Source organism: Uliginosibacterium sp. TH139 (genome assembly GCF_002855595.1).
GTDB lineage: Bacteria > Pseudomonadota > Gammaproteobacteria > Burkholderiales > Rhodocyclaceae > Uliginosibacterium > Uliginosibacterium aquaticum.
Genome location: NZ_PKRR01000003.1, coordinates 548,883 through 569,653 on the forward strand (window position 1 = coordinate 548,883; position 20,771 = coordinate 569,653).

Below are 20,771 nucleotides of genomic sequence, written 5' to 3' on the forward strand. Positions count from 1 at the left end.
CTCAAATAATTGTCCTAAAATTCGATATATTTCCTCACGCTGCGAGCGGCGAGAGGTTGATGGTTACGAAATGTCCGGCGATGAAATATCGGTTACGAGCCTGTCGATGTCGGTACGCCGCCAAAGTGACACTCGCGGCCCCAGCTTTACCGGTGCAGGAAACCGGCCTTTCTTGATGCCTTCGTACCAAGTTGCCCGTGAAATTGGAATAATTGATAGAACTTCCGGCAAACGCAGGAAAGAAGTAGTCGTGTTCATTACGCATTTCCGTCCCCATTGGGTTGTCCGGGAAATGTGTCCTCGAAAATTGAATATGCCTCAAATGGCAGACGGGGAAGTCCGCCAATGTCCGGGAACGTCAAATGACGTCACTGTTCGTATAGGAGAAATACAGCCTGATAATTGATTATTTATAGCTATTGCAAAACTACACTCAATAGCAAAAAACAATTCAAAGAGAATGCAACCCGTTGAGGCTCTCGGTAAGGGAGCGGACGAGAACGCGCTCACTTGTGCGAGTATTCAAAGGAAAGCCGCCATCAGAGCCCCCCCGCACAGCGATGGGTCGTTCAGGGCCACCTTACGATGAGCGCTGAAAGCGGGTATCGATGCGGGTATTTTTTAAAAACAAATATTTTTTATAACAAAAAATCAATAGGTTAAACAACAGATGAAGATTGCCACCTGGAACGTCAACAGCCTGAAGGTCCGCCTGCCGCATCTCATCGACTGGCTCGCGAGCGAATCGCCCGACGCCGTCTGCCTGCAGGAGCTCAAGTGCGAAGACAAGGCCTTCCCGCTCGCCGAGATCGAAGCGGCCGGCTATCACGCGGTGTTCAACGGGCAGAAGACCTACAACGGCGTGGCCATCCTCTCGAAACTGCCGGCGCAGGATGTACAGCGCGATATCCCCGGCTTCGCCGACGAGCAGAAACGCATCATTGCCGCCACCGTAGGTGATGTGCGCATCATCAGCGCTTACGTGGTGAATGGCCAGGCAGTCGGGTCCGAGAAATTCGCCTACAAAATGGACTGGCTCGCGGCACTCACCGCCTGGATCAAGGATGAGCTCACCCGCCACCCGAAGCTGGTGCTGGCCGGCGACTACAACATCGCCCCGGAAGACCGGGACGCCCACCCGGACTGGAAGGACGAAATCCACGTCTCGGTGCCCGAGCGCGAAGCCTTCCGCCGCCTGCTCGATCTGGGCCTCGCGGATGCCTTCCGCCTCTTCGAGCAACCCGAGAAAATCTATTCCTGGTGGGACTACAGAATGATGGCCTTCCGCCGTAATTTCGGCATGCGTATCGACCATCTGCTGCTCTCGCAGGCGCTGCAACCTCAGGCCACGCGCTGCTGGGTGGACAAAGCACCGCGCAAGCTGGAGCGGCCTTCCGATCACGCGCCGGTGCTGGTCGAACTCCTGTAGAAGCGAGGCGGGTTTTCGTAGGGCGGACTTCAGTCCGCCGCCACACTCCGCGTGCGACTGAAGTCGCACCTACGTTGCACAGCTTTTTCGTGAGAACCCCCATGCGCCAGCTGCTCTGCCTCATCGCCTTCCTGAGTCTGCCCGTCTTCGCGCAGAGCGACGCGAATCTGGTCGCTACGCGCAGTGCCGAGTTCAGCCAGAAAATCGCCAACACGCATCCGCGCCTGCTGCTGCGCCCGGCCGACCTGCCCGCCCTGCGTGCCTTCCTGAAAGACTTGCCGGCGCAACCGGACGGCGCCACGCTCGCGAAGCTGGCCCTGCCCGCGCTGGACAACAAGCCACTGATCCCCGAACCCCGCGCCGTGAAGAACGGCACAAGCGAGGGCACCCAGCTCTGGCAGGCCGGCTACAAGGCCGCCAATGACACCGCCGCCTGGGCACAACGCTACGCGCTGGCCTGGCTGCTCACCGAAGACCCCGCCTACGGCCGCGAAGCCGCGCGCTGGCTGCTGCATCTGGCCAGCTGGTCGATCGACCGCGACACCTATCGCAGCAACGACGAGCTCTTCATCCAATCCCTGCGCCCCATGCTGTTTGCGTACGACTGGGCTCATGGCGCGCTCAGCGAAGACGAGCGCAAGACCGTGAGCCGCGCGCTGATTGCACGCATGGAAGTGCTGGCGAGTCAGGTTCAGCCCAAGTTCAGCCTCACCCGCCCGACCGTGCCGGACAACTCGCTGAGCCACCCGATGCGCTTCATCTCCACGCTCGGTCAGGGCGGCCTCGCGCTGCTGCACGAACACAAGGCTGCAGCGGACTGGCTGGCCTGGAGCCATGAGTACTACCTGCGCCAGTTCCCAGTGTGGGGCGGACCGGCCGGCGGCTGGGCCGAAGGGCTCAACTACTGGAGCACCGGCATCACCCAGCACCAACGCTTCCTCGAAGGCATGGCCCTGCTGGGCTTCAGCGAACCGCTGGCCCGCCCCTTCTGGCGCAACACCGCCTACTTCGGCGTGTACAACCAGATGCCCTATGGCGGCTCTTTCTTCGGCGATCTGAACAACATCGCCAACCCCTCCGGCAGCATCGCGCTGATCCTCGAAAAGGCCGCGGTGCTGAATGCCGACCCCTACCCGCTGGCCTATGCGCGCCTGCTGCGGCAGAAACCACCGGCCAGCTTCGGCTACTACACCTACGATGGCATCGACGCCTTCCTGCAACGCTTCCGCACCGGCCAGGCCGCGTTGCCTGACGTGAAGCTCACGGAGCTGCCGCAGAGCCGCTATTTCGACGACATCGGCGTCGTCAGCATGCACTCAGCACTCGGCTCGCCGGACGACATCATGCTGGCCTTCCGCTCAAGCCCACAGGGCTCGGCCTCGCATGGCTTTGCCGACCAGAACAGCTTCGTGCTCAACGCCTTCGGCCAGCCGCTGGCGATCAACTCGGGTTACCGCGAGTTCTACGACAGCCCGCACCACGTAGGCTGGAGCCGCCAGACGAAATCCAAGAACGCGCTGCTCTTCGGCGGCGAGGGCCAGCGCATCAAGGACGCCTCGGCCAGCGGCACGATCACGCGCTTTGCCGATGGCGCCAGCTACAGCTTCGCCACGGGCGACGCCAGCCGCGCCTATTCCCCGCATGCCGAGCGCGCTCTGCGCCACGTGTTCTTCGTCAACCGGCGCTACTTCGTGATGCTCGATGAAGCCAGCGCAGCGGAGGCGGTGAAGTTCCAGTGGCAACTCCATGCCCGCAGCGAAATGAGCCTCGTGCCGGAGCGTGGCGAGATCACCCAGCAACAGAAGGACGCACGCCTCACGGTGCGCTTCCTCAGCCCGGCAGCGAGTGCCCTGACGATGCGCCAGAGCGACACCTTCGAACCGCCGGTGGGCGCCAGCTACCAAGCGAAAATGCCGAACGAATGGCATGTCACGACCGAAACAAGGTCGCCCGCGCAGCAGCAGGATTTCCTCACCCTGCTCTATCCCTGGCGGGCAAACGAAGCGGGTCTGCCCAATGTGCAGACTCTGCCCGCCAGCAAGGGCTACGCCGCCCGGATTGGCGATGATCTCATCCTGATCGCCCGCGAGGCCGAGAAGCAGGTCGAGGCGGCGGGCTGGCAGCTTGCCGGGATGGCCGCCAGCTTCAGCAGCGAGGGCGATACGCTGCGCTTCAGCCTGATCGAAGCCCGCAGCCTGGCGGGCCCGCTGGAGCTCTCCGCCAGCGCAGCGCTCAGTCTGGAAGGCCTCCGCACTCCCCACGGGCTGAGTCTCTCCGCCACGCTACGCGAGCCACTGAGCTTGCGGCTGCGCCCCGGCTTTGGCGTGAAAACCCTCAGTGGCGCGCAAAGCTGGCAGCAGCAGGCGGACGGCAGCGTGCTGCTGCAACTCGCTGCAGGGCCGCTGCAACTGAGTCTGCAGCGCTAGCCTGCTGACACCACGCTGTCAGCAGGCCCCGCGCAACATGACGTCTCCTCAACCGCAACAAGGAGTCTGTCATGCATGCCATTCACTGGTTTGAAATCCCCGTCGCCGATTTCGAGCGCGCCCGCCGTTTCTACGAAACTATCTTCGCCATCGAACTCAAGCCGGAAGCCTGCGGGCCGGACAGCCGCATGGCGATCTGGCCGCACGCTGGCGAAGCGGTAAGCGGCTGCCTGATCGAAATGGCCCAGGCCCGCCCGCACAAGGACGGGGTACGTATCTATCTGAACGGTGGCGACGACCTGGGCCAGGTGCTGGCGCGCGTCGAAGCAGCCGGCGGCATGATCGTGACGCCCAAGACCCTGATCCGCCCCGAGATCGGTTATTTCGCCCTGTTCTTTGATACCGAGGGCAATGTCATCGGCCTGCATTCAATGCACTGAGCGGCCTGGTGTAAGGTGCGATTCTTCAGCTATCCGCTCCACTCTGCCTGATGCGCCGCGCCGACCGCCTCTTCCGCCTCGTTGAACTGCTGCGTGCCCGGCGCCATGCCACCGGCCAGTGGCTCGCCGAGCAGCTGCAGGTGTCCTTGCGCACCCTGTACCGCGATATCCACGACCTCACCCTCTCCGGCGTGCCGATCGAGGGTGAGGCCGGAGTCGGCTACCGCCTGCGCTACCGGCTGGATGTGCCGCCACTGCTGTTCAGCCCGGAAGAACTCGAAGCCCTGCTGGTCGGCTCGCGCATGGTGCAGGCCTGGGGCGATGCGGAACTGGCGCGTTCGGCCGGCGCTGCGCTGGCCAAGATTCACAACGTGCTGCCGGAAGCGCTCAAACGCGAAGCCCAGCTCGCCCGCCTGTTCGTGCCACCGATCGGCGCAGATCTGCTCCCCTGGCTGCAGCCGCTGCGCCTTGCAGTACGCGAGCACAAGATCGTGCACATCGCCTATGTGCGCGAAGACCAGACCCCCTCACAGCGCCGCCTGTGGCCGCTAGGCCTGTTCTTCTGGGGACGCGCCTGGACCCTGATTGCCTGGTGCGAACTGCGCGAGGGCTTCCGCCATTTCCGTGTCGACCGCATCCAGCATCTCGACACCCTGCCCGCCCGCTTCCCGGACCAGCCCGGCCGGCGCCTCAATGATTTCTTCGACGAACTCGAAGCCAGTCATGGCGTCAGCATTGCGCGTGACTGACGCCGCAGCCACGGAAACCGCGCCAACTTTACTCCCCCCTCACAGCCGATAGGCCGCCACGATCTCGTGCATCTGGCGGGCCAGCTGATCCAGGGCACGCGCCGCGTCGGCACTCTCGCCTGCGGCGGCGCTGCTTTCTTCGGACATCTGGGCGATCTTCTCGACCTGGATCGCGATCGAGTTGGTGGCGGCGCCCTGCTCACGGATCGAGGTGGCGATTTCTTCCACGCGTTGCACCGCGTCGCGGCTACCGCTGCGGATCACCTGAATCGCCTGGTTGGTTTCTTCCGCGCCGGAAACGCCGGTGCCGACCCGCAGCACGGCTTCCTGCATGCAGGCCACCGCCGCAGAGGCGCTGCCGCGCATAGCCTCGATGGTGGAGCCGATCTCCTGGGTGGAGCTGCGGGTGCGCTCGGCCAACTTGCGCACCTCGTCGGCCACCACGGCAAAGCCGCGCCCCTGCTCACCCGCCCGGGCGGCCTCGATGGCTGCGTTGAGGGCCAGCAGATTGGTCTGATCCGCTACTTCCTTGATCACGGCCACCACGCTGGAAATGCGTTCGCCATGAGCCTCCAGCTCGTGGATGCGGGCCGAGGAATCCGCGACGACCACGGCGATGTCATTGATGTCACGCACGGTCTGGCCGATCACCAGTTCGCCGTTGGCCGCCAGTTGTGCCGACGCATTGGAGAGCTGGTTCGCCTCCTGAGCGCGTTCGGCCACATGGTTGACGCTCACCGTCATCTCTTCGACGGTCGCCGCCATATCGGAAGCGGCTTCGCTCTGCTGCAGCGAAGCGCGTGCGACCTGTTCGGAGGATCCGGCCGTCTGGCTGGCGGCGGCGGCGAGGGACTGGGCGTTGCCGGCAATGGTCTGCAGATTGCCCTGCATGCGATCGATCAGGCGATTGATCGCCCCCGCGATGGCGCCCAGCTCGTCGCGCTGCAGTACCGGGATGCGCCGCGTGAAATCCAGCCGGCGCTCAATATGCTCGACCGTATCCTGCACCGCATGCAGTGACACGCGCACGCTGCGGATCAGCATGAAAGCCAGGCCACCACTGATGACGGTCGCCAGCAAGGCCACGATCCAGGAGACCGTCAGCAGTAAAGAGGCCTGACTGGAGGCCGCCTGCACCATCCGGTCCGCCTGCCGATGGTTGTACTCGCGATGGGCCTTGATCGCCTCCGAAACCTTGTTGCCCTGCGCCACGCCGATGCCGGTGAGGGCATCGCGGGCGCCATCCACATCGAAATCATCGGACTTGGCCAGCACCTCGTCGCGCACGCGATCGTAAGTGGCCACTTCATTGCGCACCGCTTCGAGCAGGCTGCGGTCCTCCTCATCGACCACCATCTCCCGGCTGTAACGCTCGAAGGCGGCATCCATGCGCTGACGTGCTGCCATGATCGCAGCGCGATCCTCCTTCTTCTTGGTGTCATACAGCTCGGTGACGTGCACCGTGATCAGGCGCCGCACGGCCAGGAAATCGCGCTCGATATCAGCCACCAGCTCCATGCTTGGCAACAGGTTCTGCTGGAACTGCTCAAGGCTTTGCTGCGGGGCTCTGGCGGCAAAGAAACCGGCCAATGAAACCAGGAACAGGGACAGGATGGATGCGCCGCTCATCACGAGCAGGCGGCTGGATACGCTGAGGTTCATGGCCGTGGGGAATGCACAGGAGTCAAAGGAGAGGCCGTATCTGCGTCACGCTCAGGGTGACAAATGAAGCGGGCCATCAGGTCCTAACGGCCGGCCGCAGCCAAGCTTGAAGCCACCCGCGCCTTACTTGACCCAACTCAAAATGCTAGCGTATGCAGCCTTCGCTCAGCGGACCAGGCGCCACATCCCCGGCAGCCGCGCCAGCAAGGCCACACCGGCGGCCGAGAGCAGCAGCACCAGTCCGCTGAGCAGCGGAATGCCCAGTGCCGGATGCCAGTGCAGGGCCGTAAGGCCGGCTTTCGACAGGCCCAGCAAACACAGCGGATGGACCAGGTAGATGCCGAAGGAAAGTGGCGCGAACTGTGCGAGCCACCCGGCCCAGGCCTTCCCCGGCAACAGGCGCAGGCCCAGCATGAAGGCACAGGCGCCCATGCCCAACACCAGCGGGTTCGGGTAGGCATACATCCACTCAATGGCCTGTGCTCCCAGCAGGGGTCGCAACAGCCCGGCGCCCACCGCCACCCCAGCGCCGGCCAGCAAAAAACCGGCCCACAGCCAGCGCACAGGCGGCTGGGTTGGCTGGGTGAACAACAGCCATCCCAGCAGATAGCAGCCCAGATACGCCAGGCTGCTGCTCAGGAAAAATTGCTTGCTCCAGCCCAGCGGCACCTCAAGTGCCGCCAGCACGCTGAGCCCTGCACACAGCCACCACAACTGGCGCCGCGAGCAGCGCGCCACACAGAGGCGTAGCGCCGGCGTGGTCAGATACAGGCCCGGCAACATCCACAGATACCAGAGGTGGTAATAAGGCGTGCCGCGCACGAGCAAAGCCAGCAGGCCCGGCAGCGACCAGTGCGCAGCCTGCCAGGCCTGCAGCCCGAGATAGATCAGGCTCCAGCCGACCAGCGGCCACACCAGGCGCGCCGCGCGCTTGCGCCAGAAATGAGGGGCCGGCTCGCGGCGACCGAGCAGCAAGGCGCCGCTGAGCATCACGAAGACCGGCACGCACCCGTGCGCAAAGCTGTCCCACAGATTCGCGCTCCACCAGCTCACGGCATCGGGCGCAGCGATCAGGGCGGTCGCCGCCACATGCACGCAGACCACGGCCGCGGCGGCCAGCACGCGCAAACTTTCGAGGGCCGCCTCTGGCCCGCTGGAAGCGTGCGTGAGGCGCTTCTCAGTCACCGAAATTGAAGGGCAGGATCAGGACCATGTGATCGTAATCCTTGCTCAACGCCGGTGAAAAAGCGGGATAGGGCGCGGCCGCCTGCACGCTTTGCAAGAGCGCTGCATTCAGGGCCGCACTGGTATCCGGCTGGATCAGCTCGCTCGCCACCAGCCTGCCATCGGCAGCCACTTCCAGCGACAGCAGGCTCTTGCCATGGGCGACCTTGCCTGCCGCATCGCGCGGCACCCGCTCGCGCAATTCAGAGAGGATCTGTTGCAGGCAGGCCTCACGATAGAAGGCTAGGCGCGCTTCGCGGCTGCGCAGGGCCACGACGATGGTACGCGGCGCGGCGGCTTCAGCTGGCGGGCTCGCCGCCGCCAGTGGCGCCTCGTCAGCCCGGGCGGCCGGCAGCAGGGCGAGCATCAGAAGGCTGGCAGCAATCAGTCTGAACATGTTCGCCCCCCGGTCAGCGCTCACTGTTCGACGCTGATCTCGTCGCGCGTGAAGTTCATGGTGCGCGCCAGCACCAGGATGTCGTAATCCTTGCGCAGCTCATCCGGGATGCGCGCATAGGGCGCAGCCAACCGCACGATGCGCAGTGCGGCTTCATTGAGCTTGGGATTGGCGTTCGGGCGGGCAATCTCGGCGGATTCGAGCGAACCGTCCGGACGGATCTCGACCACCACCATCACGCTGCCGTACATGGAGCCGCGCGCGCTGCGCGGAAAATTCACCTCGCCGATACGCTCCAGCTTGAGGCGGAAAGCTTCGCCGTACATGGCCAGCTTGTGTTCCTTGGTGCGCGGCGAGATGAAGCCCTTGCGCGGCCGCGAGGCGTAATCCTTGACGAGCTTGTCCACCACCGCCTCCTGGCGCGCGATGGCCTGAGCCGAATTCAGATCGAGGCCACGCTCGGTAGGCTTGGTTTCGCTAGGGGTTTCTTCGCTCTGCTTGGCCCGCTCGGGTGCCACCTGCTTCTTGCTGCCCTGCGCCAGGGCCAGCAATTCACGCTGGCGCGCCTCCATCTGGCGCACACGCTGCTGGGCTTCGGCCACGGCCTCGCCATCACGCACCGAATCCTGCGGCGGCAGCGGCGAAGTCGGCATGTGTTTCTGGTCAGCCTGCTCGCCCCCCCCATCGAGGTTGGCCTGAGCCAAGGCCTGCGCATCGCGCGGGGGCTTCTTGTGGCGGGAATTCACCAGCACCACCTGGAGGCCCTTTTCCTCCAGCTTCTTGAGGCCGCCCGGGGGCGCCACGAAATTCATTGCGCCGAACACGCCGTGCAACAGCACCGACAGCGCAATCCCCAAGCCCAGGGCATGGCCGCCCAGCCAGGACAGGGAACGGCCCCGCACCCGCTTGCGCGCCGGCTTGCCGGAAGAAGACGACTTAGCCAAGGCAGCAGGTTTCACCGCCGCAGCGGGCTTTTCAGCCTTGGCTGCTTTGGGGGTGGAGGGGCGGGGAGTAGCGGCAGACATGCGCGGGAATTCTACGCGAGCGGCGTTTCTTCTTCTTCGCCGTCGGTCCCGTCTTCCGCGGTGGTCAGCGGCGCCAGGGTGGCGAGGTACTTGCCGCGCAGCTCAACGTCGATCAGATCCACCTTGTCGACGCCCACCTGCACGCGCTCATGCGCATTCACACCCGCCGGCAGGGAGTGCAGCTTGAACACCAGCGGCACCTCTTCCAGGCGCAGGATGTTTTCGCGCAGCACCTTGGCCGGCATTTCCTTCACCCCGGCCTGACGCAGCCAGCGCAGGCACCAGTAGCGCTCCATGCCGCGCTGGAACTCGTTGTAGGCGCTGTAGGTGGCGTCGAAATCGCTCATCGCGTGCGCCAGCTCGGCCGAGCCCGGTGCGAACGGGGCCGCTTCGCCACGCAGGTGGGCAATCAGCTGCCACTGGTTGCACAGGTCGACATAGCGGCGCAGCGGGCTGGAGCTCCAGGCGTAGTTATCCACGCCCAGGCCTTCGTGCGGGCCGGCCGCCGTGCTCATGCGCACCCGGCCACCGGCCTGGATGCGGTAGATCGCCGGCAGGCCGGCTTCATGCAGCAGCTTGCCCCAGCTGGAGTTGGCCAGGATCATCAGCTCGGCGACCAGCTTGTCCAGCGGCGAGCCACGTTTGCGCTGCTCGATGGTGATGAAGCCCGGGCCATCCTGCGTCTCCTGCGACCAGTCGACGTAGTAGTTGAAGTCCATCTGATTCTGGTTGGCCGAAGGCTTACCGCGCCCGGCCTCCAGCACCGTGGCGAACTCCCACAGGGTCTTCAGCTCAGTCATGTAAGGCGCATCCGGCAAGGCCTCGGCCTGCAGGCTGTCTTCGTTGAACACCGGCTCGATGTCGTGATGGCGCAGGTTGGCCGACACATGCACGCGCTCGATACGGCTCGCCATGCCGGCGATGCTGAAGTCGCGATTCACTTCGACGTAGAGCGACAGCGCGGGGCGGGCCTGGCCTTCTCCGAGGGTGTAAGCACTGACCACCTCATCCGGCAGCATGGTGATCTTGTTGCCGGGCATGTACACCGTGGACAGGCGCTTGCGGGCCACCGCGTCGATCGGGCAGCCGGGGCGGATGCCCAGGCCCGGCGCGGCAATGTGGATGCCCACTGTCCAGCCACCTTCGGCACGCGGCACCAGCGAAAAGGCGTCGTCGATCTCGGTGGTGGTGGCGTCGTCGATCGAGAAGGCCGAGGCCGGTGCCAGCGGCAGATCCTCCGGCAGGGGCGGGGCGGCCAGCGCCGGGAAGGCCGTGCCTTCCGGGAAATACTCGAACAGGAAGCGGCCCAGATGCAGTTCGTGGCTGCTCTTCAAGGCGCCGGCCTTGAGCAGCAGGCGCGGCGCGGACTGGCCGCTCTCGTCCACCGCCGCTTCAAGCGCCTTGGTTTCGAGGCGGTTACGGTCCGGCTTGTAGAGCAAGGCCTGCAGCATGGCCGGAAACTCGGCGGGCAGCGTGCCGGCCATGAGTTCGGTCTTCATGCGCTCGACCTGCTCCTGTTGCAGACGCTTTTTCTCGGCGCCGGCCAGGGCGGCCGCGAGGATTTCGGGCGGGGCCTTGCGGAAGCGGCCCTTGCCCTTGCGGTGGAAGTGGATCGGCGAAGCGAAGAGCTTCACCAGCACGGCGCTCGACTCGACCGCCGAGGGCGTGTGACCGAAATAATCGGCCGCGAATTCAGCAAAGGCGAACTCGTCGTCGCCACACATTTCCCACAGGAATTCGGTATCCATGTCGGCCGTGAGTACATCGGCCTGGGCCAGCAAATCAGCCGCAGAGGGGCTGGCAAAACGCAGCAGCACATTCGCCGCCTTGAGCTTCACACGCTTGCCCGTGGCGGTTTCCACCTGCAGGGAGGAATCGTTATCGGTGAGGATGGTGGCGGTCTTGAAAGACCCGTCCTCTTCAAACAGCACATTCATCAAATTCAGCCTGCGGGGGTTGCGACCGGCGATTATAGCGGGCGCCGCCCCGGAAGCTGCTCAAGCCGCACGGGCGCGGCGCAAGGCGTCCAGTGAAAACACCGCCAGCCCGGCCCAGATGAACATGAAGCTGATCAGCGCAACATGGCTGAAGGGCTCATGAAACAGGAACACCGCCTGGGCGAATTGCAGGCTCGGGCCCACATACTGGATGAAGCCCAGGGTGGTGTAACGCAAGCGGCGCGCGCCCACGGTGTAGAGAAACAGTGGCACAGCGGTGATCAGGCCGGTGCCGATCAGCGCCGCAATCGTGCCGGCACCGCTGAAATGGCCCTCGCCACCGGCCTGCAGCCACAGCAGCCAGCCCAGCGCCACCGGCGCAGCCAGCAGGGTTTCGACGAAAAGCCCGTCCAGCGCTCCGATCGGCGCGCGCTTGCGCAGCAGGCCGTAGAGCGAGAAGGTCACGGCCAGACTCAGCGACACCCAGGGCAGCGTACCCAGATGCCACACCCGCCACAGCACGCCGGCACAGGCCAGGGCCACCGCCAGTTTCTGCCAGGCATGCAGACGCTCACGCAGGAAGATCGCGGCCAGCAGCACATTGATCAGCGGCGCGATGAAGTAGCCGAGGCTGGCTTCCAGCACATGGTTGTTGACGATGGCCCACACGAAGAGCAACCAGTTCACCGCTGTGAGGGTCGTGGTCAGCGCCAGCAGACCGATCAGGCGCGGCTCGCCCGCCAGCCGGCGCAACACCGTGAAGCCCCCCCGCCAGGCCATCACGCCAGTCAGCATCAGCAGCGACCAGACGACGCGGTGGGCCACCGTTTCAAGCGCTGGCACGCCGGTAAGCAGCTTCCAGTACAGCGGGGCCACGCCCCAGATCGAAAACGCCGTCAGCGCCGCCAGGAAACCGGCGCGCGTGCCTTGTTGTGCTGCGTTCATGCGGCCAGCCCGGCGCGCTCGATCACTGCATCGAGGTAATCATCCCAGCGCGTGAAGCTATGGTCGCCGCCGGGCAGCACGCTCTGGTGGCAGCCGGCGTAACGCTTGAGCGCATGGCGGTAGTCCAGCACCTCGTCGCCCTCCTCAGCCAGCAGCCAGAAATTCTCCGGCCGACTGATCCGCGCCACATCCAGCGCGGCGATCTGCGCGGCGTGTTCCGCCGTGAAGCTGAAGCGCTCACCGCTGTAGATCATCTGGTGCTCTCCGATGAACAGACTCTGGTCAAAGCCGGCATGGGGCACGAAGGGATTAATCACCACAGCCTGCAGCGCATGCTTCTCGGCCAGATGGGTGGCGTAGAAGCCGCCCAGCGAACTGCCCGCCAGCAGTGGCGGCGTGGTGCAGCGCGCAAGCTGTGCCTCGGCCTGGGCAATCGCCTCGCAAGGCACCGGCGACAGCTGTTCGCACCACAGGTAATCGCCCAGGCCGCGCTGCGCCATGCGCAGGGCCAGCGCCTGCACCTTCTGGGATTGGGGGCCGGAACGGAAACCGTGGAGGTAGAGGATCATGGCAAGCGGCCAGAAATCGGCAAAACCGGATTCTGCCAGCCTGCGCCGCTCAGCGTGATGCGTCGCAACAAAGAAAAAGGGCGCAGCCAAAGCTGCGCCCTCGCGACTACGGCAATAGCGGATCAGTAACCGGTGGTCACCCCGAGGCCACTGGGCAGCTTGCCGGCCAGCTGCGCCGGGCTGTAAGCGCCCTGGGTGGTCCATGCCATCCAGTCCAGATTGCTGCGGAAGGCCACATTGCGGTTGTCACCGAACTGGACATAGTCCTGCCCCACCGCATAGGTGCGCTGCATGTTGGTGGTGCTCAGCGGGCCCAGCAAGGGGGTGGAGTCGCCATCCACATACACTGCCACGGTACCGGCATAGGCGCTGGTCAGGGTCACCGCGATCTGGAAGATATGCGGCTGGGTCATGTCGATCTTCGCAACCACATCACTCCCACCCTGTTCGACAGTCTGCAGTCGCACATTGCTGCTGCTGGCGTCTCCGCGCAGCACCAGCACCACACGGCTGTCGGCAAAGGCCAGTTCGAACTCAGCCAGGCGGGTATTGACGTCATAGCTCACACCACTCACCGGCATCACGCGGGTCAGGAAAGTCATGTAGCGCGGATAGCTGGGGCTCGCGTTGAGCGTGTTATTGCTGCGGATCAGGCTGCGGTTCAGCGGCACGGCTGACGAATCTAGGCTCAGCGTGCCACCACTGGCGCTCATGTAATCCATGAAATATGCGGTGCCACTGCTTGAGCTGGCCGCAGAGCTGCTCGTCGAACTCGTGCTGGAGCTCGAACTGGAGGCCGGCAACGAATCGGGGATCGATCCACCGATCAGCACGAACTTGCTGCCACTCCCACTCCCGAGAACAAGCGCGCCGTCCGCAGTCGGATGCAGCGTTCCGTTGTAGCTGTTCCAGCTCACCGAAGAGCTGACGGAGCTCGAAGCAACTGAGGAACTTGCTGCACTTGAGATGCTAGACGAGCTGAGTGCACTAGACGAAGCCTTGCTAGACGAACTAAGCGAACTGGAAGAAGCCTTGCTGGATGAGCTCGAAGCCGCAGTTGCACCGGTCGCAACACTGAAGCTCACCGCCACATCCCGCGACGACAGGGTGGCCCCGGCTGCGTTACGCAGGGCGACGTTCACGATGCTGCAGTAAAAACCCGCCGCCAGCGTGGAGGCGTCGGCCGTCACCGTGGCATAGCCGCCGGCCAGATTGGGGGTGATCGTCAGCCAGGCATCGGTCTGGGTGATGTACACGGTGGTCGCTGCCGGATTGCTCACCGTCATCGTGACAGTCTGCGAGGAAGCCAGAGGCGAGCCCGCCGTGCCAGTGAGGCTCACCGCCGTCGTGGACAAGCTGAAATCGGCCGTAGCCGTACTGGTGCTGCCGGCGCAGGCCGCTGCAGACGAGCTGCTACCAGCCGCGGCGGCTGTTGCCGGCGCGCTCGCACCACCTCCCCCACCGCCACCGCCGCCACACGCAACCAATACCAGCGCCGTCAGCAGCGCCGCACACCCCGATCCGTACTTGAACATCTTTTCCCCCGTACAACTTGTTAAAAATTTTAAAGACGGGGGAGGCTAACAAAGAGGCCGGGCTGAAGGCGACCAGTTTCTGGCGAAGCTTTCGCGGCATGTGATCCGGGCGTCGCGTCCGGGCAACACCCCTGCAGACGCCCCCGGCCTGGCCGGCCCAAGGCATGAAAAAGCCCGGTCACAGCCGGGCTTCTGAACAACAGAACTCAGGCATCAAACTCAGTCAGCCCAGTGCACCCAGCCCATCTGCCAGGTGAGGAGCACGATCAGGCCGAACACAATGCGGTACCAGGCGAAGACCTTGAAACTGTGGGTGGACACGAAACGGATCAGCCAGCGCACGCAGACAAAAGCCGAGATGAAGGAGAACAGCATGCCCACCGCCCACATCCCCAGGTCGTCCACCGAGAGCAGCGCACGCTCCTTGTAGAGCGAGTAGAGGCCGGCCACGCCGAGGGTCGGGATGGCGAGGAAGAAGGTGAACTCGGTGGCCGCCTTGCGCGAGAGACCGAAGAGCATGCCTCCGATGATCGTTGCACCGCTGCGCGAAGTGCCGGGGATCAGGGCGAAGGCCTGGGCAATGCCGACCTTCAGCGCATCCAGCCAGTTCATGTCGTCCACCGTGGCAACACGCTCGTGATGGCTCCTGCGCTCGGCCCACAGGATGATCAGGCCGCCGAGGATGAAGGTGGCCGCCACCACCGGCGCGTTGAACAGATGCAGCTTGAGCCACTTGCCGAATACCAGCCCCAGCACGGCCAGCGGCAGGAAGGCGATGGCCACGTTCACCAGCAGGCGGCGCGAAGCTTCCTCGCGGGTGGCGCTGATCAGGGCATGGCCCAGGCGGGCCCGGTATTCCCACACCACGGCCAGGATCGCGGCGGACTGGATCACGATCTCGAACAGTTTGCCGCGCTCGTCGTGAAAATCCAGCAGGGTGCCGACCAGGATCAGGTGGCCGGTGGAGGAGATCGGCAGGAATTCGGTGAGGCCTTCGACGATGCCGAGAATGGCGGCCTTGAGCAGCAGGATGAGGTCCATGAAAATGCGCCGGGCTGGGGGAAACCCGGATTATACGGGCGCACTGCGGCGAGGCCGCGCCATGATGCATGCCGGCGTGATGAACTTGGCCTCGGGGCACATCAGGGCTACAGCCCGCGTGTGGCGTACGCCTGCAGAATTCGATCGCGACAGACGGCGGCGACGCGCGATGCGATCAGCGCGTGGCCTGCTCCAGCGCGCCGATCCAGTGCATCGCCTGCTCGCGCGAGTCGCCACACATTTCCGCCGAAGGCTGCAGCCCGCCACATACGGCCGGGCGGCCGGGCATGCCGAAGATCTTGCAGCGCAAGGCTGCATCGAGCTGGATGCAGGGCACACCCGCCGGCTTGCCCTGCGGCATGCCGGGGATGGGACTGGAGATGGAGGGCGCGATGCAGCAGGCAGCGCAACCAGAGCGACAGTTCATACGGACGGGAAGCAGGAAACGAAGCCCCGAGCATCGCAGCGATGGGCCGCGCCGTCGAGGGTTTCTCAGCCTCGCAGGGGGCACAGCCCGCGCAACAGGACCGGTCGCCAGGCGAGCGTCAGGGCCACCGTCAGGGCACTGGCAGCAAGCAACATCAGCCACACCAGCAGCGCCATCGAAGGCCGGTCAGCCAGCAGGCAGGCAGCGGCCGCGAGGGCCAGGGCGCAGGCGCCCGTGCCACGCAGCAAAAGGCGTACACCAGCCGCCCGGGCCGCCGGCTGCAGCATGACCTGCTCCCAATGCACAGCCATCGCCAGGGCCAGCCAGGCCATGCCGGCCAGACTCAGCAGACTGGCAAGCAAGAGCCAAATAGCTTCAGGCATGAACCACCTCCGTCTCCGGCGCAGCACTCGGGCTGAGCAGCGCGTGCTGCTCACGCCGCGCCAGCCGGCGCGCCGCCAGGGTGGCGAGGCCGGCGGCGGCCAGCAGGCTCAGATCCACGCCGGCCACGGCCCAGTACGGTTCGAGGATGATCGTCTGCAGCAGGTGGTCGCCGGTGCTCAGCCAGTTCAGCAGCACCGCCGCCAGCGCCAGCGCGGCGATGGCCCAGCACTGCTCGCGCCAGGCCGGATTGATGCGTGCCTGCGCCACGGGAGCGCCGCGCAGGGCGGCATGCACGAAGGCCAGCAACCACAGACCCCAGAAAATCTGCTGCTCCCACTCCCCCTTGCCGCTGAGCCCGGAGGGCAGCAGGCGATTGGCCACCAGCATGCCGACCGCCGCGATCACCATACCGGTGACGCAGCCTACGGCCAGGGCATCCACTATGCGGGCGCCCTGACTGCCGGCTGCGGCGTGTTGCCGCTTGCGCTTTTCGACGAAGAAGATGAAGCCGGTGGCGATGCAGGCACAGCCGAGCAGACCACCCAGCACGTAGAGCCAGCGCAACAGCCAGTGCTCGAAATGCTGCAGGTGCAGGCCGGTGAGGAATTCGTTGAGCGCCGGCACGGCCGCGCGCGGCGGCTCCTCGCGCAGCACTTCGCCGCTGCTGGCCTTGAAGTGGATCGCTTCGCCGACCAGGGCCACGCGATCACTCCCCGCGCGGTAGATGCTCACATAGCCATTGGCATCGCCGAGGTGATGCAGTTGCAGGAAGCCCACTTCGCCGGCCATGTCGCGCGCGGCCCAGCGCCGCTTGGCCTCCGCCATCATGGCGTCGACCGAAGCCAGCGGCGCCGGGATGCCGGCACGCTGATGCGGCAGGCCGGTTTCGCGCGCCTCGATGATCTCGTGCTGATCGTGCAGGGGCTTGAGCTGGAACTGCGACACCGGAAAGTAGTAGAAGCCTGCAAAGATCAGCAGGCCGGTGAAGGCAAAGAAGAAGTGGAAGGGCAGCGCCACCACGCCGGTGAGGTTGTGTAGATCAAGCAGGCTGCGCTGGGGCTGTTTCTGCGGGCGGAAGGTGAAGAACTCGCGGAAGAACTTGCGGTGCATGATCACGCCGCTCACCAGGGCGCCGAGCATCACCAGGCCGGCGAGGCCCACGGTGAAGATGCCCATGTTCTGCCACGGCCAGTTCAGGCTGTAGTGCATCGGGTAGAACCACTGGCTGCCGATCTTGAGCTGGTCCGAAGGCACGGCCGCGCCGCTGCGCGGATCGATCGTGGCGTTGGCGTGGATATGGTTTTCCAGGCCTGGATCTTTCGGCTGCGGCACGCGGAAGCCGGCACCAATGGCCAGCACCGGATCGCGGTGGGTGGTGTAGGCCCAGTACTCGTCAGGCGGCAGTTCCTGGCGCGGGGTCTGCGGGCCCCTGGCCGCATCGTGCAGCGCCGGCATGTTGAGGGCATAGTCGGCGGGGTCCGCTTCGAGTCGCGCGAAGGCCGGCAGCAAGACCTTGTCGAAGGAAGGCATGGGCTGCGGTGCGAAACGCGTTTCGGGCAGCGCCCAGCGGTCGATCTCGCGGTCGAACACCGACAGCGCACCGAAGAAGAAACAGGCCATCAGCACATAGCCTAGCGCAAGGCCGAACCAGGTATGCAGCCAGGCCATGGATTGGCGAAAACTCGTGAACATGGCGGCGCCCTCAGGACAGGATCGCGCGCTGCAGCAGCAGGGCCGCAGCGTTGAAGAGCAGGGCACCGCCGACCAGCACCCCACACACCCGCAACACGCTGCGCGCAGCAAAAGACCACAGGAAGACGCCGGCAAAAACCAGCAGGCCCAGCATCAGCAGAGCCGTCTCGGCATCATGAAAGGGCGCGCCGAGGGCCACCAGGGCCGCCGTGCCGCAGGCCACGAAGCCCCAGGAAAAAGCCCAGCCGCCGGGAATGGCGGCGAGGATGCGCAGGGCAATGCCGAGTTGCTGTAGGGGTCGCGAATGCGTGCGTGTCATGTCTGTGGGCTAAGCCTGTTGGGTGAAGCAGGTCCGGCAGGTCCGGTCTGGATGGCATGCGCCGGACCGGCATCAAACTGCCGGTCCGGGCTCAGGGCTCAAAGCTTGTAATCAAGCGTGAGGTAAGCACTGCGTGGCTCGCCATAGACCGCACCATAGGCAATCCCGGTGACGTACTTCTGGTTGAACAGGTTGTTGACGTTGAGCCGGGCCGACATCTCCGGGGTGATCTGATAGCGGGCGAAGGCATCGGACACGGAATAAGCGTCCTGGCGGGCGCCGCCGTTCTTCCTCACGTCGGAATTCCAGCGTGTGGAGAGGCCCAGACGCAACGCGGGCAAGCCAGGGATGGCGCTGTCGAAGCGCGCCTTCACCTGCGTGCGCGGCACCCATTCATAGATGTCATTGCCATCCGGCCCGGTCAGCTTGATGCGGGTGAAACCCAGGGCCAGGTTCGCGTCGCGACCGATCTTGCCGGTGGCCTCAAGCTCAAAGCCGGTGGATTTCACATCCTTGGGCACGTAGGCGTACTGACCCGCGCTGGTCATACCGTCATAGGTAGCCAGGCCTTCCTGCTTGGCGCTGAACACGGCGACAGTGGTCAGCAGGCGCTTATCGAGCCAGTCGGCCTTCAGGCCGGCTTCGCGGTTGACGCCCTTCATCGGGTCCAGATAGGCCCCGCTGTAGTCGGTCTGGTCCTGATTCTGGAAGATCTCGGAATAGGAGAGGTAACCCAGCAAGTTGCGTGTGATGTCGTAGGTCAGGCCGTAATAGGGGCTGGACTTACGGGTGTCGGGATATTCGGTGGTGGTGGTGACCGAGCCGTAGCGCGAGCTGCCTTCACGCTCGAGCTTCACGGAGTTCAGACCCACGATCGCACGCAGCTCATCAGTCAGCGCCAGACGGGTCGCGCCATAGAGACGGGTCAGGGTCTGCTTGCCCCCGGAGGCCGGTGTGCGTGCGCCCCAGTTCGGCTCCGGATAGACGTTGCCGCCGTAGGGGAAGGCCGGCAAGGCCTGCAGCATGTAACTGGAATCAAAACCGTAGGTATCGGTGTCAGTTTCCTCGATGGAGTGACTCAGGCCGGTGATCAGCTCGTGCTTGCGGCCGAACAGGTTGAAGTTGCCGCTCAGGTTGAGGTCGAAGAGATCGCTGTCAGTCGTCGTGAAGCTGCCATAGGGCCAGCCGACCAGGCCGGTGTTGTCATTGTTGAGCGCCCCCGAAAGCGAGTAGGCGTAGAGCAGGCGCGTTTCTTCCTCGGCGTGGCGCTTGTTGTAGGTGAACTTGCCTTCCCAGTTATCGCTCAGATAGTGGGTGTATTCAGCGAAGGCGGTTGTCGATTTGGTGTTCCAGTAGGTCCAGTCCTGCGAGGTGGACGCACTGGTATCGAAGCTGGCCTGGCTACCGTCCGCGTAGTTGAGCGTCAGCGAGCCCCACATCGGTGACTTCTGGCGATGATCCTGATCCGTCACGCCCACCGTCAGCACACCGTTGCTGCCGATCTGGCTGTCGATCACGCCGTACAGCGTGGTGTCGCGATCGTTCAGGCTGCGGATCCAGGAGTCCTTGTCCTGATGGATCAGCACGACACGGCCAGCCACCGTACCGTCTTCGGTCAGCACCTTGTTGTAATCGAGCGCAACGCGCTTCTTGTCGTAGGAGCCGCCTTCCAGCACCACCTGGCCCTCGTCCTTGTTGGTGGGGCGCTTGCGCACGTAGTTGACCGTGCCGGAGGCGTTGCCCACCCCGGTCAGCAGGCCATTGGCGCCGCGGATGACCTCAATCTTGTCGAACAGGAAGGTGTCTTGCTGGCCCACGACCGTGCCCCAGCTGTTCGTCATGCCCAGACCATCCATCTGGGTGAGCTGGATCTCGAAGCCGCGCGATTCAAAGGTCGCCCGGTTGGTCTCGTACTGCTCCACATTAATGCCGGTGACCATCTGCAGCGCCTGATTGCTGCCGGTCACGCCGTAGTTCTGCATGTCGACTGAGTCAAAGGTGCTGATGCTCTGCGGCGTTTCCTTGACCTCCATCGGCAGACCGGTCGCGCCCTTGGAGACGCGATTGGCGCGCAGGCTGCTCACCACGACTGCTGCCAGTTCCTTGTCAGTGCCGGCCGTGCGCGGCGGGGCCTTCTTCACCAGTACTGCGCTGCCGTCCACGCTGGCTTCGAGATCACTTCCGACGAGCAGGCGATCGAGCGCCTGACGCGGTGTGAGCTGGCCGGATACGGCTGGTGCCGTCTTGCCGGCCACCAGTTCGGCCGGGAAGCTCAGCTGCAGGTTGGCCTGCCGCGCCAGCTCGTTGAGCGCATGGCCCAGTGGCTGGGCCGGGATATTGATGCTCAGCGCGGTAGCCGCCGGGGTGCCACTCTGAGCATGGGCCGGCGCCGTGGCCGCCAGGGTCAGGCTGAGGGCGACAGCCAGGGCCAAGGGCGCCGGGGTGAAGCGTTTCTTGTGGTGCAGCGCTGCGCGCATGGGGGAACTCCTGAATCGGTCGTTGATTGCCGGACCGCAGCTCGCCGCTGCGGATCCTCCTGCCGATGAAGACGCACCACCCCCAGCGAATCC

The 20,771-nt window shown here is 64.7% G+C and carries 19 protein-coding genes; 4 read left to right on the forward strand and 15 right to left on the reverse strand.

Going from position 1 to position 20,771, the window contains the following annotated elements; all coding sequences use genetic code 11:
- Window positions 1-63 precede the first annotated feature (63 nt).
- Window positions 64-258 carry an AlpA family transcriptional regulator gene (locus C0V76_RS09570; protein WP_101942158.1) on the reverse strand — a complete coding sequence of 65 codons (195 nt, stop codon included), beginning with the start codon at window positions 256-258 and terminating at the stop codon, window positions 64-66.
- 412 nt (window positions 259-670) lie between these two features.
- Here C0V76_RS09570 and xth point away from each other — a divergent pair, with 412 nt between their 5' ends.
- From xth to C0V76_RS09590, 4 genes are all read left to right on the forward strand, one after another.
- Entirely contained in the window at window positions 671-1,429 is a 759-nt protein-coding gene (xth, locus tag C0V76_RS09575) for an exodeoxyribonuclease III (protein ID WP_101942159.1), read from the forward strand.
- A 101-nt stretch (window positions 1,430-1,530) separates the two neighbouring features.
- Entirely contained in the window at window positions 1,531-3,855 is a 2,325-nt protein-coding gene (locus tag C0V76_RS09580; protein ID WP_101942160.1) for a heparinase II/III family protein, read from the forward strand.
- A gap of 71 nt (window positions 3,856-3,926) precedes the next feature.
- On the forward strand, window positions 3,927-4,295 hold the full coding sequence (locus C0V76_RS09585) for a VOC family protein (protein ID WP_101942161.1): 369 nt from the start codon (window positions 3,927-3,929) through the stop codon (window positions 4,293-4,295).
- Between the two features lie 50 nt (window positions 4,296-4,345).
- Window positions 4,346-5,044: a YafY family protein gene (locus C0V76_RS09590; protein WP_101942162.1), complete on the forward strand. Its 699-nt coding sequence runs from the start codon at window positions 4,346-4,348 to the stop codon at window positions 5,042-5,044.
- Window positions 5,045-5,083: 39 nt separating this feature from the next.
- Here the strand turns inward: C0V76_RS09590 and C0V76_RS09595 are convergent, their stop codons facing one another.
- From C0V76_RS09595 to C0V76_RS09675, 14 genes are all read right to left on the reverse strand, one after another.
- Window positions 5,084-6,706, reverse strand: a complete 1,623-nt coding sequence (locus C0V76_RS09595; protein ID WP_101942163.1) for a methyl-accepting chemotaxis protein — start codon at window positions 6,704-6,706, stop codon at window positions 5,084-5,086.
- Window positions 6,707-6,871: 165 nt separating this feature from the next.
- Window positions 6,872-7,891, reverse strand: a complete 1,020-nt coding sequence (locus C0V76_RS09600; RefSeq protein WP_158239198.1) for an acyltransferase — start codon at window positions 7,889-7,891, stop codon at window positions 6,872-6,874.
- Complete coding sequence (locus C0V76_RS09605) at window positions 7,884-8,327, reverse strand: energy transducer TonB (protein ID WP_101942165.1); 444 nt, start codon at window positions 8,325-8,327, stop codon at window positions 7,884-7,886. Before C0V76_RS09605 ends, C0V76_RS09600 begins: the two co-directional genes overlap by 8 nt.
- Before the next feature lie 20 nt (window positions 8,328-8,347).
- Window positions 8,348-9,352: an energy transducer TonB gene (locus C0V76_RS09610; RefSeq protein ID WP_101942166.1), complete on the reverse strand. Its 1,005-nt coding sequence runs from the start codon at window positions 9,350-9,352 to the stop codon at window positions 8,348-8,350.
- Between the two features lie 11 nt (window positions 9,353-9,363).
- Window positions 9,364-11,289, reverse strand: coding sequence for a ribonuclease catalytic domain-containing protein (locus tag C0V76_RS09615; RefSeq protein ID WP_101942167.1), 1,926 nt, complete (start codon window positions 11,287-11,289; stop codon window positions 9,364-9,366).
- A gap of 60 nt (window positions 11,290-11,349) precedes the next feature.
- The gene (gene rarD, locus C0V76_RS09620; RefSeq protein WP_101942168.1) at window positions 11,350-12,234 is read right to left on the reverse strand and encodes an EamA family transporter RarD; all 885 of its coding nucleotides are present in this window, start codon (window positions 12,232-12,234) and stop codon (window positions 11,350-11,352) included.
- Entirely contained in the window at window positions 12,231-12,803 is a 573-nt protein-coding gene (locus tag C0V76_RS09625) for a YqiA/YcfP family alpha/beta fold hydrolase (RefSeq protein WP_101942249.1), read from the reverse strand. The genes rarD and C0V76_RS09625 overlap by 4 nt, the downstream gene beginning before the upstream one ends.
- 122 nt (window positions 12,804-12,925) lie before the next feature.
- A complete protein-coding gene (locus C0V76_RS19600; protein ID WP_143707390.1) occupies window positions 12,926-14,338 on the reverse strand; it encodes a hypothetical protein in 1,413 nt (470 codons plus the stop codon).
- A gap of 219 nt (window positions 14,339-14,557) precedes the next feature.
- Complete coding sequence (locus C0V76_RS09650; protein ID WP_101942173.1) at window positions 14,558-15,379, reverse strand: undecaprenyl-diphosphate phosphatase; 822 nt, start codon at window positions 15,377-15,379, stop codon at window positions 14,558-14,560.
- 175 nt (window positions 15,380-15,554) lie between these two features.
- Window positions 15,555-15,806 carry a YkgJ family cysteine cluster protein gene (locus C0V76_RS09655; RefSeq protein ID WP_101942174.1) on the reverse strand — a complete coding sequence of 84 codons (252 nt, stop codon included), beginning with the start codon at window positions 15,804-15,806 and terminating at the stop codon, window positions 15,555-15,557.
- 65 nt (window positions 15,807-15,871) lie between these two features.
- Window positions 15,872-16,189, reverse strand: a complete 318-nt coding sequence (locus tag C0V76_RS09660) for a DUF3325 family protein (RefSeq protein ID WP_101942175.1) — start codon at window positions 16,187-16,189, stop codon at window positions 15,872-15,874.
- Window positions 16,182-17,882, reverse strand: coding sequence for a PepSY domain-containing protein (locus C0V76_RS09665; protein WP_101942176.1), 1,701 nt, complete (start codon window positions 17,880-17,882; stop codon window positions 16,182-16,184). The genes C0V76_RS09660 and C0V76_RS09665 overlap by 8 nt, the downstream gene beginning before the upstream one ends.
- 10 nt (window positions 17,883-17,892) lie before the next feature.
- Window positions 17,893-18,201 (reverse strand): iron uptake protein, encoded by a 309-nt coding sequence (locus C0V76_RS09670; protein WP_101942177.1) that lies wholly within the window; start codon window positions 18,199-18,201, stop codon window positions 17,893-17,895.
- 98 nt (window positions 18,202-18,299) lie between these two features.
- On the reverse strand, window positions 18,300-20,678 hold the full coding sequence (locus C0V76_RS09675) for a TonB-dependent receptor (RefSeq protein ID WP_101942178.1): 2,379 nt from the start codon (window positions 20,676-20,678) through the stop codon (window positions 18,300-18,302).
- Window positions 20,679-20,771 lie beyond the last annotated feature (93 nt).

Bases quoted from the DNA above. Each gene is read 5' to 3' on its own strand.
- C0V76_RS09570 (WP_101942158.1), bottom strand. From the start codon at position 258: ATGAACACGACTACTTCTTTCCTGCGTTTGCCGGAAGTTCTATCAATT.
- C0V76_RS09590 (WP_101942162.1), top strand. From the start codon at position 4,346: ATGCGCCGCGCCGACCGCCTCTTCCGCCTCGTTGAACTGCTGCGTGCC.
- C0V76_RS09585 (WP_101942161.1), top strand. From the start codon at position 3,927: ATGCATGCCATTCACTGGTTTGAAATCCCCGTCGCCGATTTCGAGCGC.
- C0V76_RS09670 (WP_101942177.1), bottom strand. From the start codon at position 18,201: ATGACACGCACGCATTCGCGACCCCTACAGCAACTCGGCATTGCCCTG.
- C0V76_RS19600 (WP_143707390.1), bottom strand. From the start codon at position 14,338: ATGTTCAAGTACGGATCGGGGTGTGCGGCGCTGCTGACGGCGCTGGTA.
- C0V76_RS09605 (WP_101942165.1), bottom strand. From the start codon at position 8,327: ATGTTCAGACTGATTGCTGCCAGCCTTCTGATGCTCGCCCTGCTGCCG.
- C0V76_RS09655 (WP_101942174.1), bottom strand. From the start codon at position 15,806: ATGAACTGTCGCTCTGGTTGCGCTGCCTGCTGCATCGCGCCCTCCATC.
- xth (WP_101942159.1), top strand. From the start codon at position 671: ATGAAGATTGCCACCTGGAACGTCAACAGCCTGAAGGTCCGCCTGCCG.
- C0V76_RS09665 (WP_101942176.1), bottom strand. From the start codon at position 17,882: ATGTTCACGAGTTTTCGCCAATCCATGGCCTGGCTGCATACCTGGTTC.
- C0V76_RS09610 (WP_101942166.1), bottom strand. From the start codon at position 9,352: ATGTCTGCCGCTACTCCCCGCCCCTCCACCCCCAAAGCAGCCAAGGCT.
- C0V76_RS09615 (WP_101942167.1), bottom strand. From the start codon at position 11,289: ATGAATGTGCTGTTTGAAGAGGACGGGTCTTTCAAGACCGCCACCATC.
- C0V76_RS09660 (WP_101942175.1), bottom strand. From the start codon at position 16,189: ATGCCTGAAGCTATTTGGCTCTTGCTTGCCAGTCTGCTGAGTCTGGCC.
- C0V76_RS09595 (WP_101942163.1), bottom strand. From the start codon at position 6,706: ATGAACCTCAGCGTATCCAGCCGCCTGCTCGTGATGAGCGGCGCATCC.
- C0V76_RS09580 (WP_101942160.1), top strand. From the start codon at position 1,531: ATGCGCCAGCTGCTCTGCCTCATCGCCTTCCTGAGTCTGCCCGTCTTC.
- C0V76_RS09675 (WP_101942178.1), bottom strand. From the start codon at position 20,678: ATGCGCGCAGCGCTGCACCACAAGAAACGCTTCACCCCGGCGCCCTTG.
- C0V76_RS09650 (WP_101942173.1), bottom strand. From the start codon at position 15,379: ATGGACCTCATCCTGCTGCTCAAGGCCGCCATTCTCGGCATCGTCGAA.
- rarD (WP_101942168.1), bottom strand. From the start codon at position 12,234: ATGAACGCAGCACAACAAGGCACGCGCGCCGGTTTCCTGGCGGCGCTG.
- C0V76_RS09625 (WP_101942249.1), bottom strand. From the start codon at position 12,803: ATGATCCTCTACCTCCACGGTTTCCGTTCCGGCCCCCAATCCCAGAAG.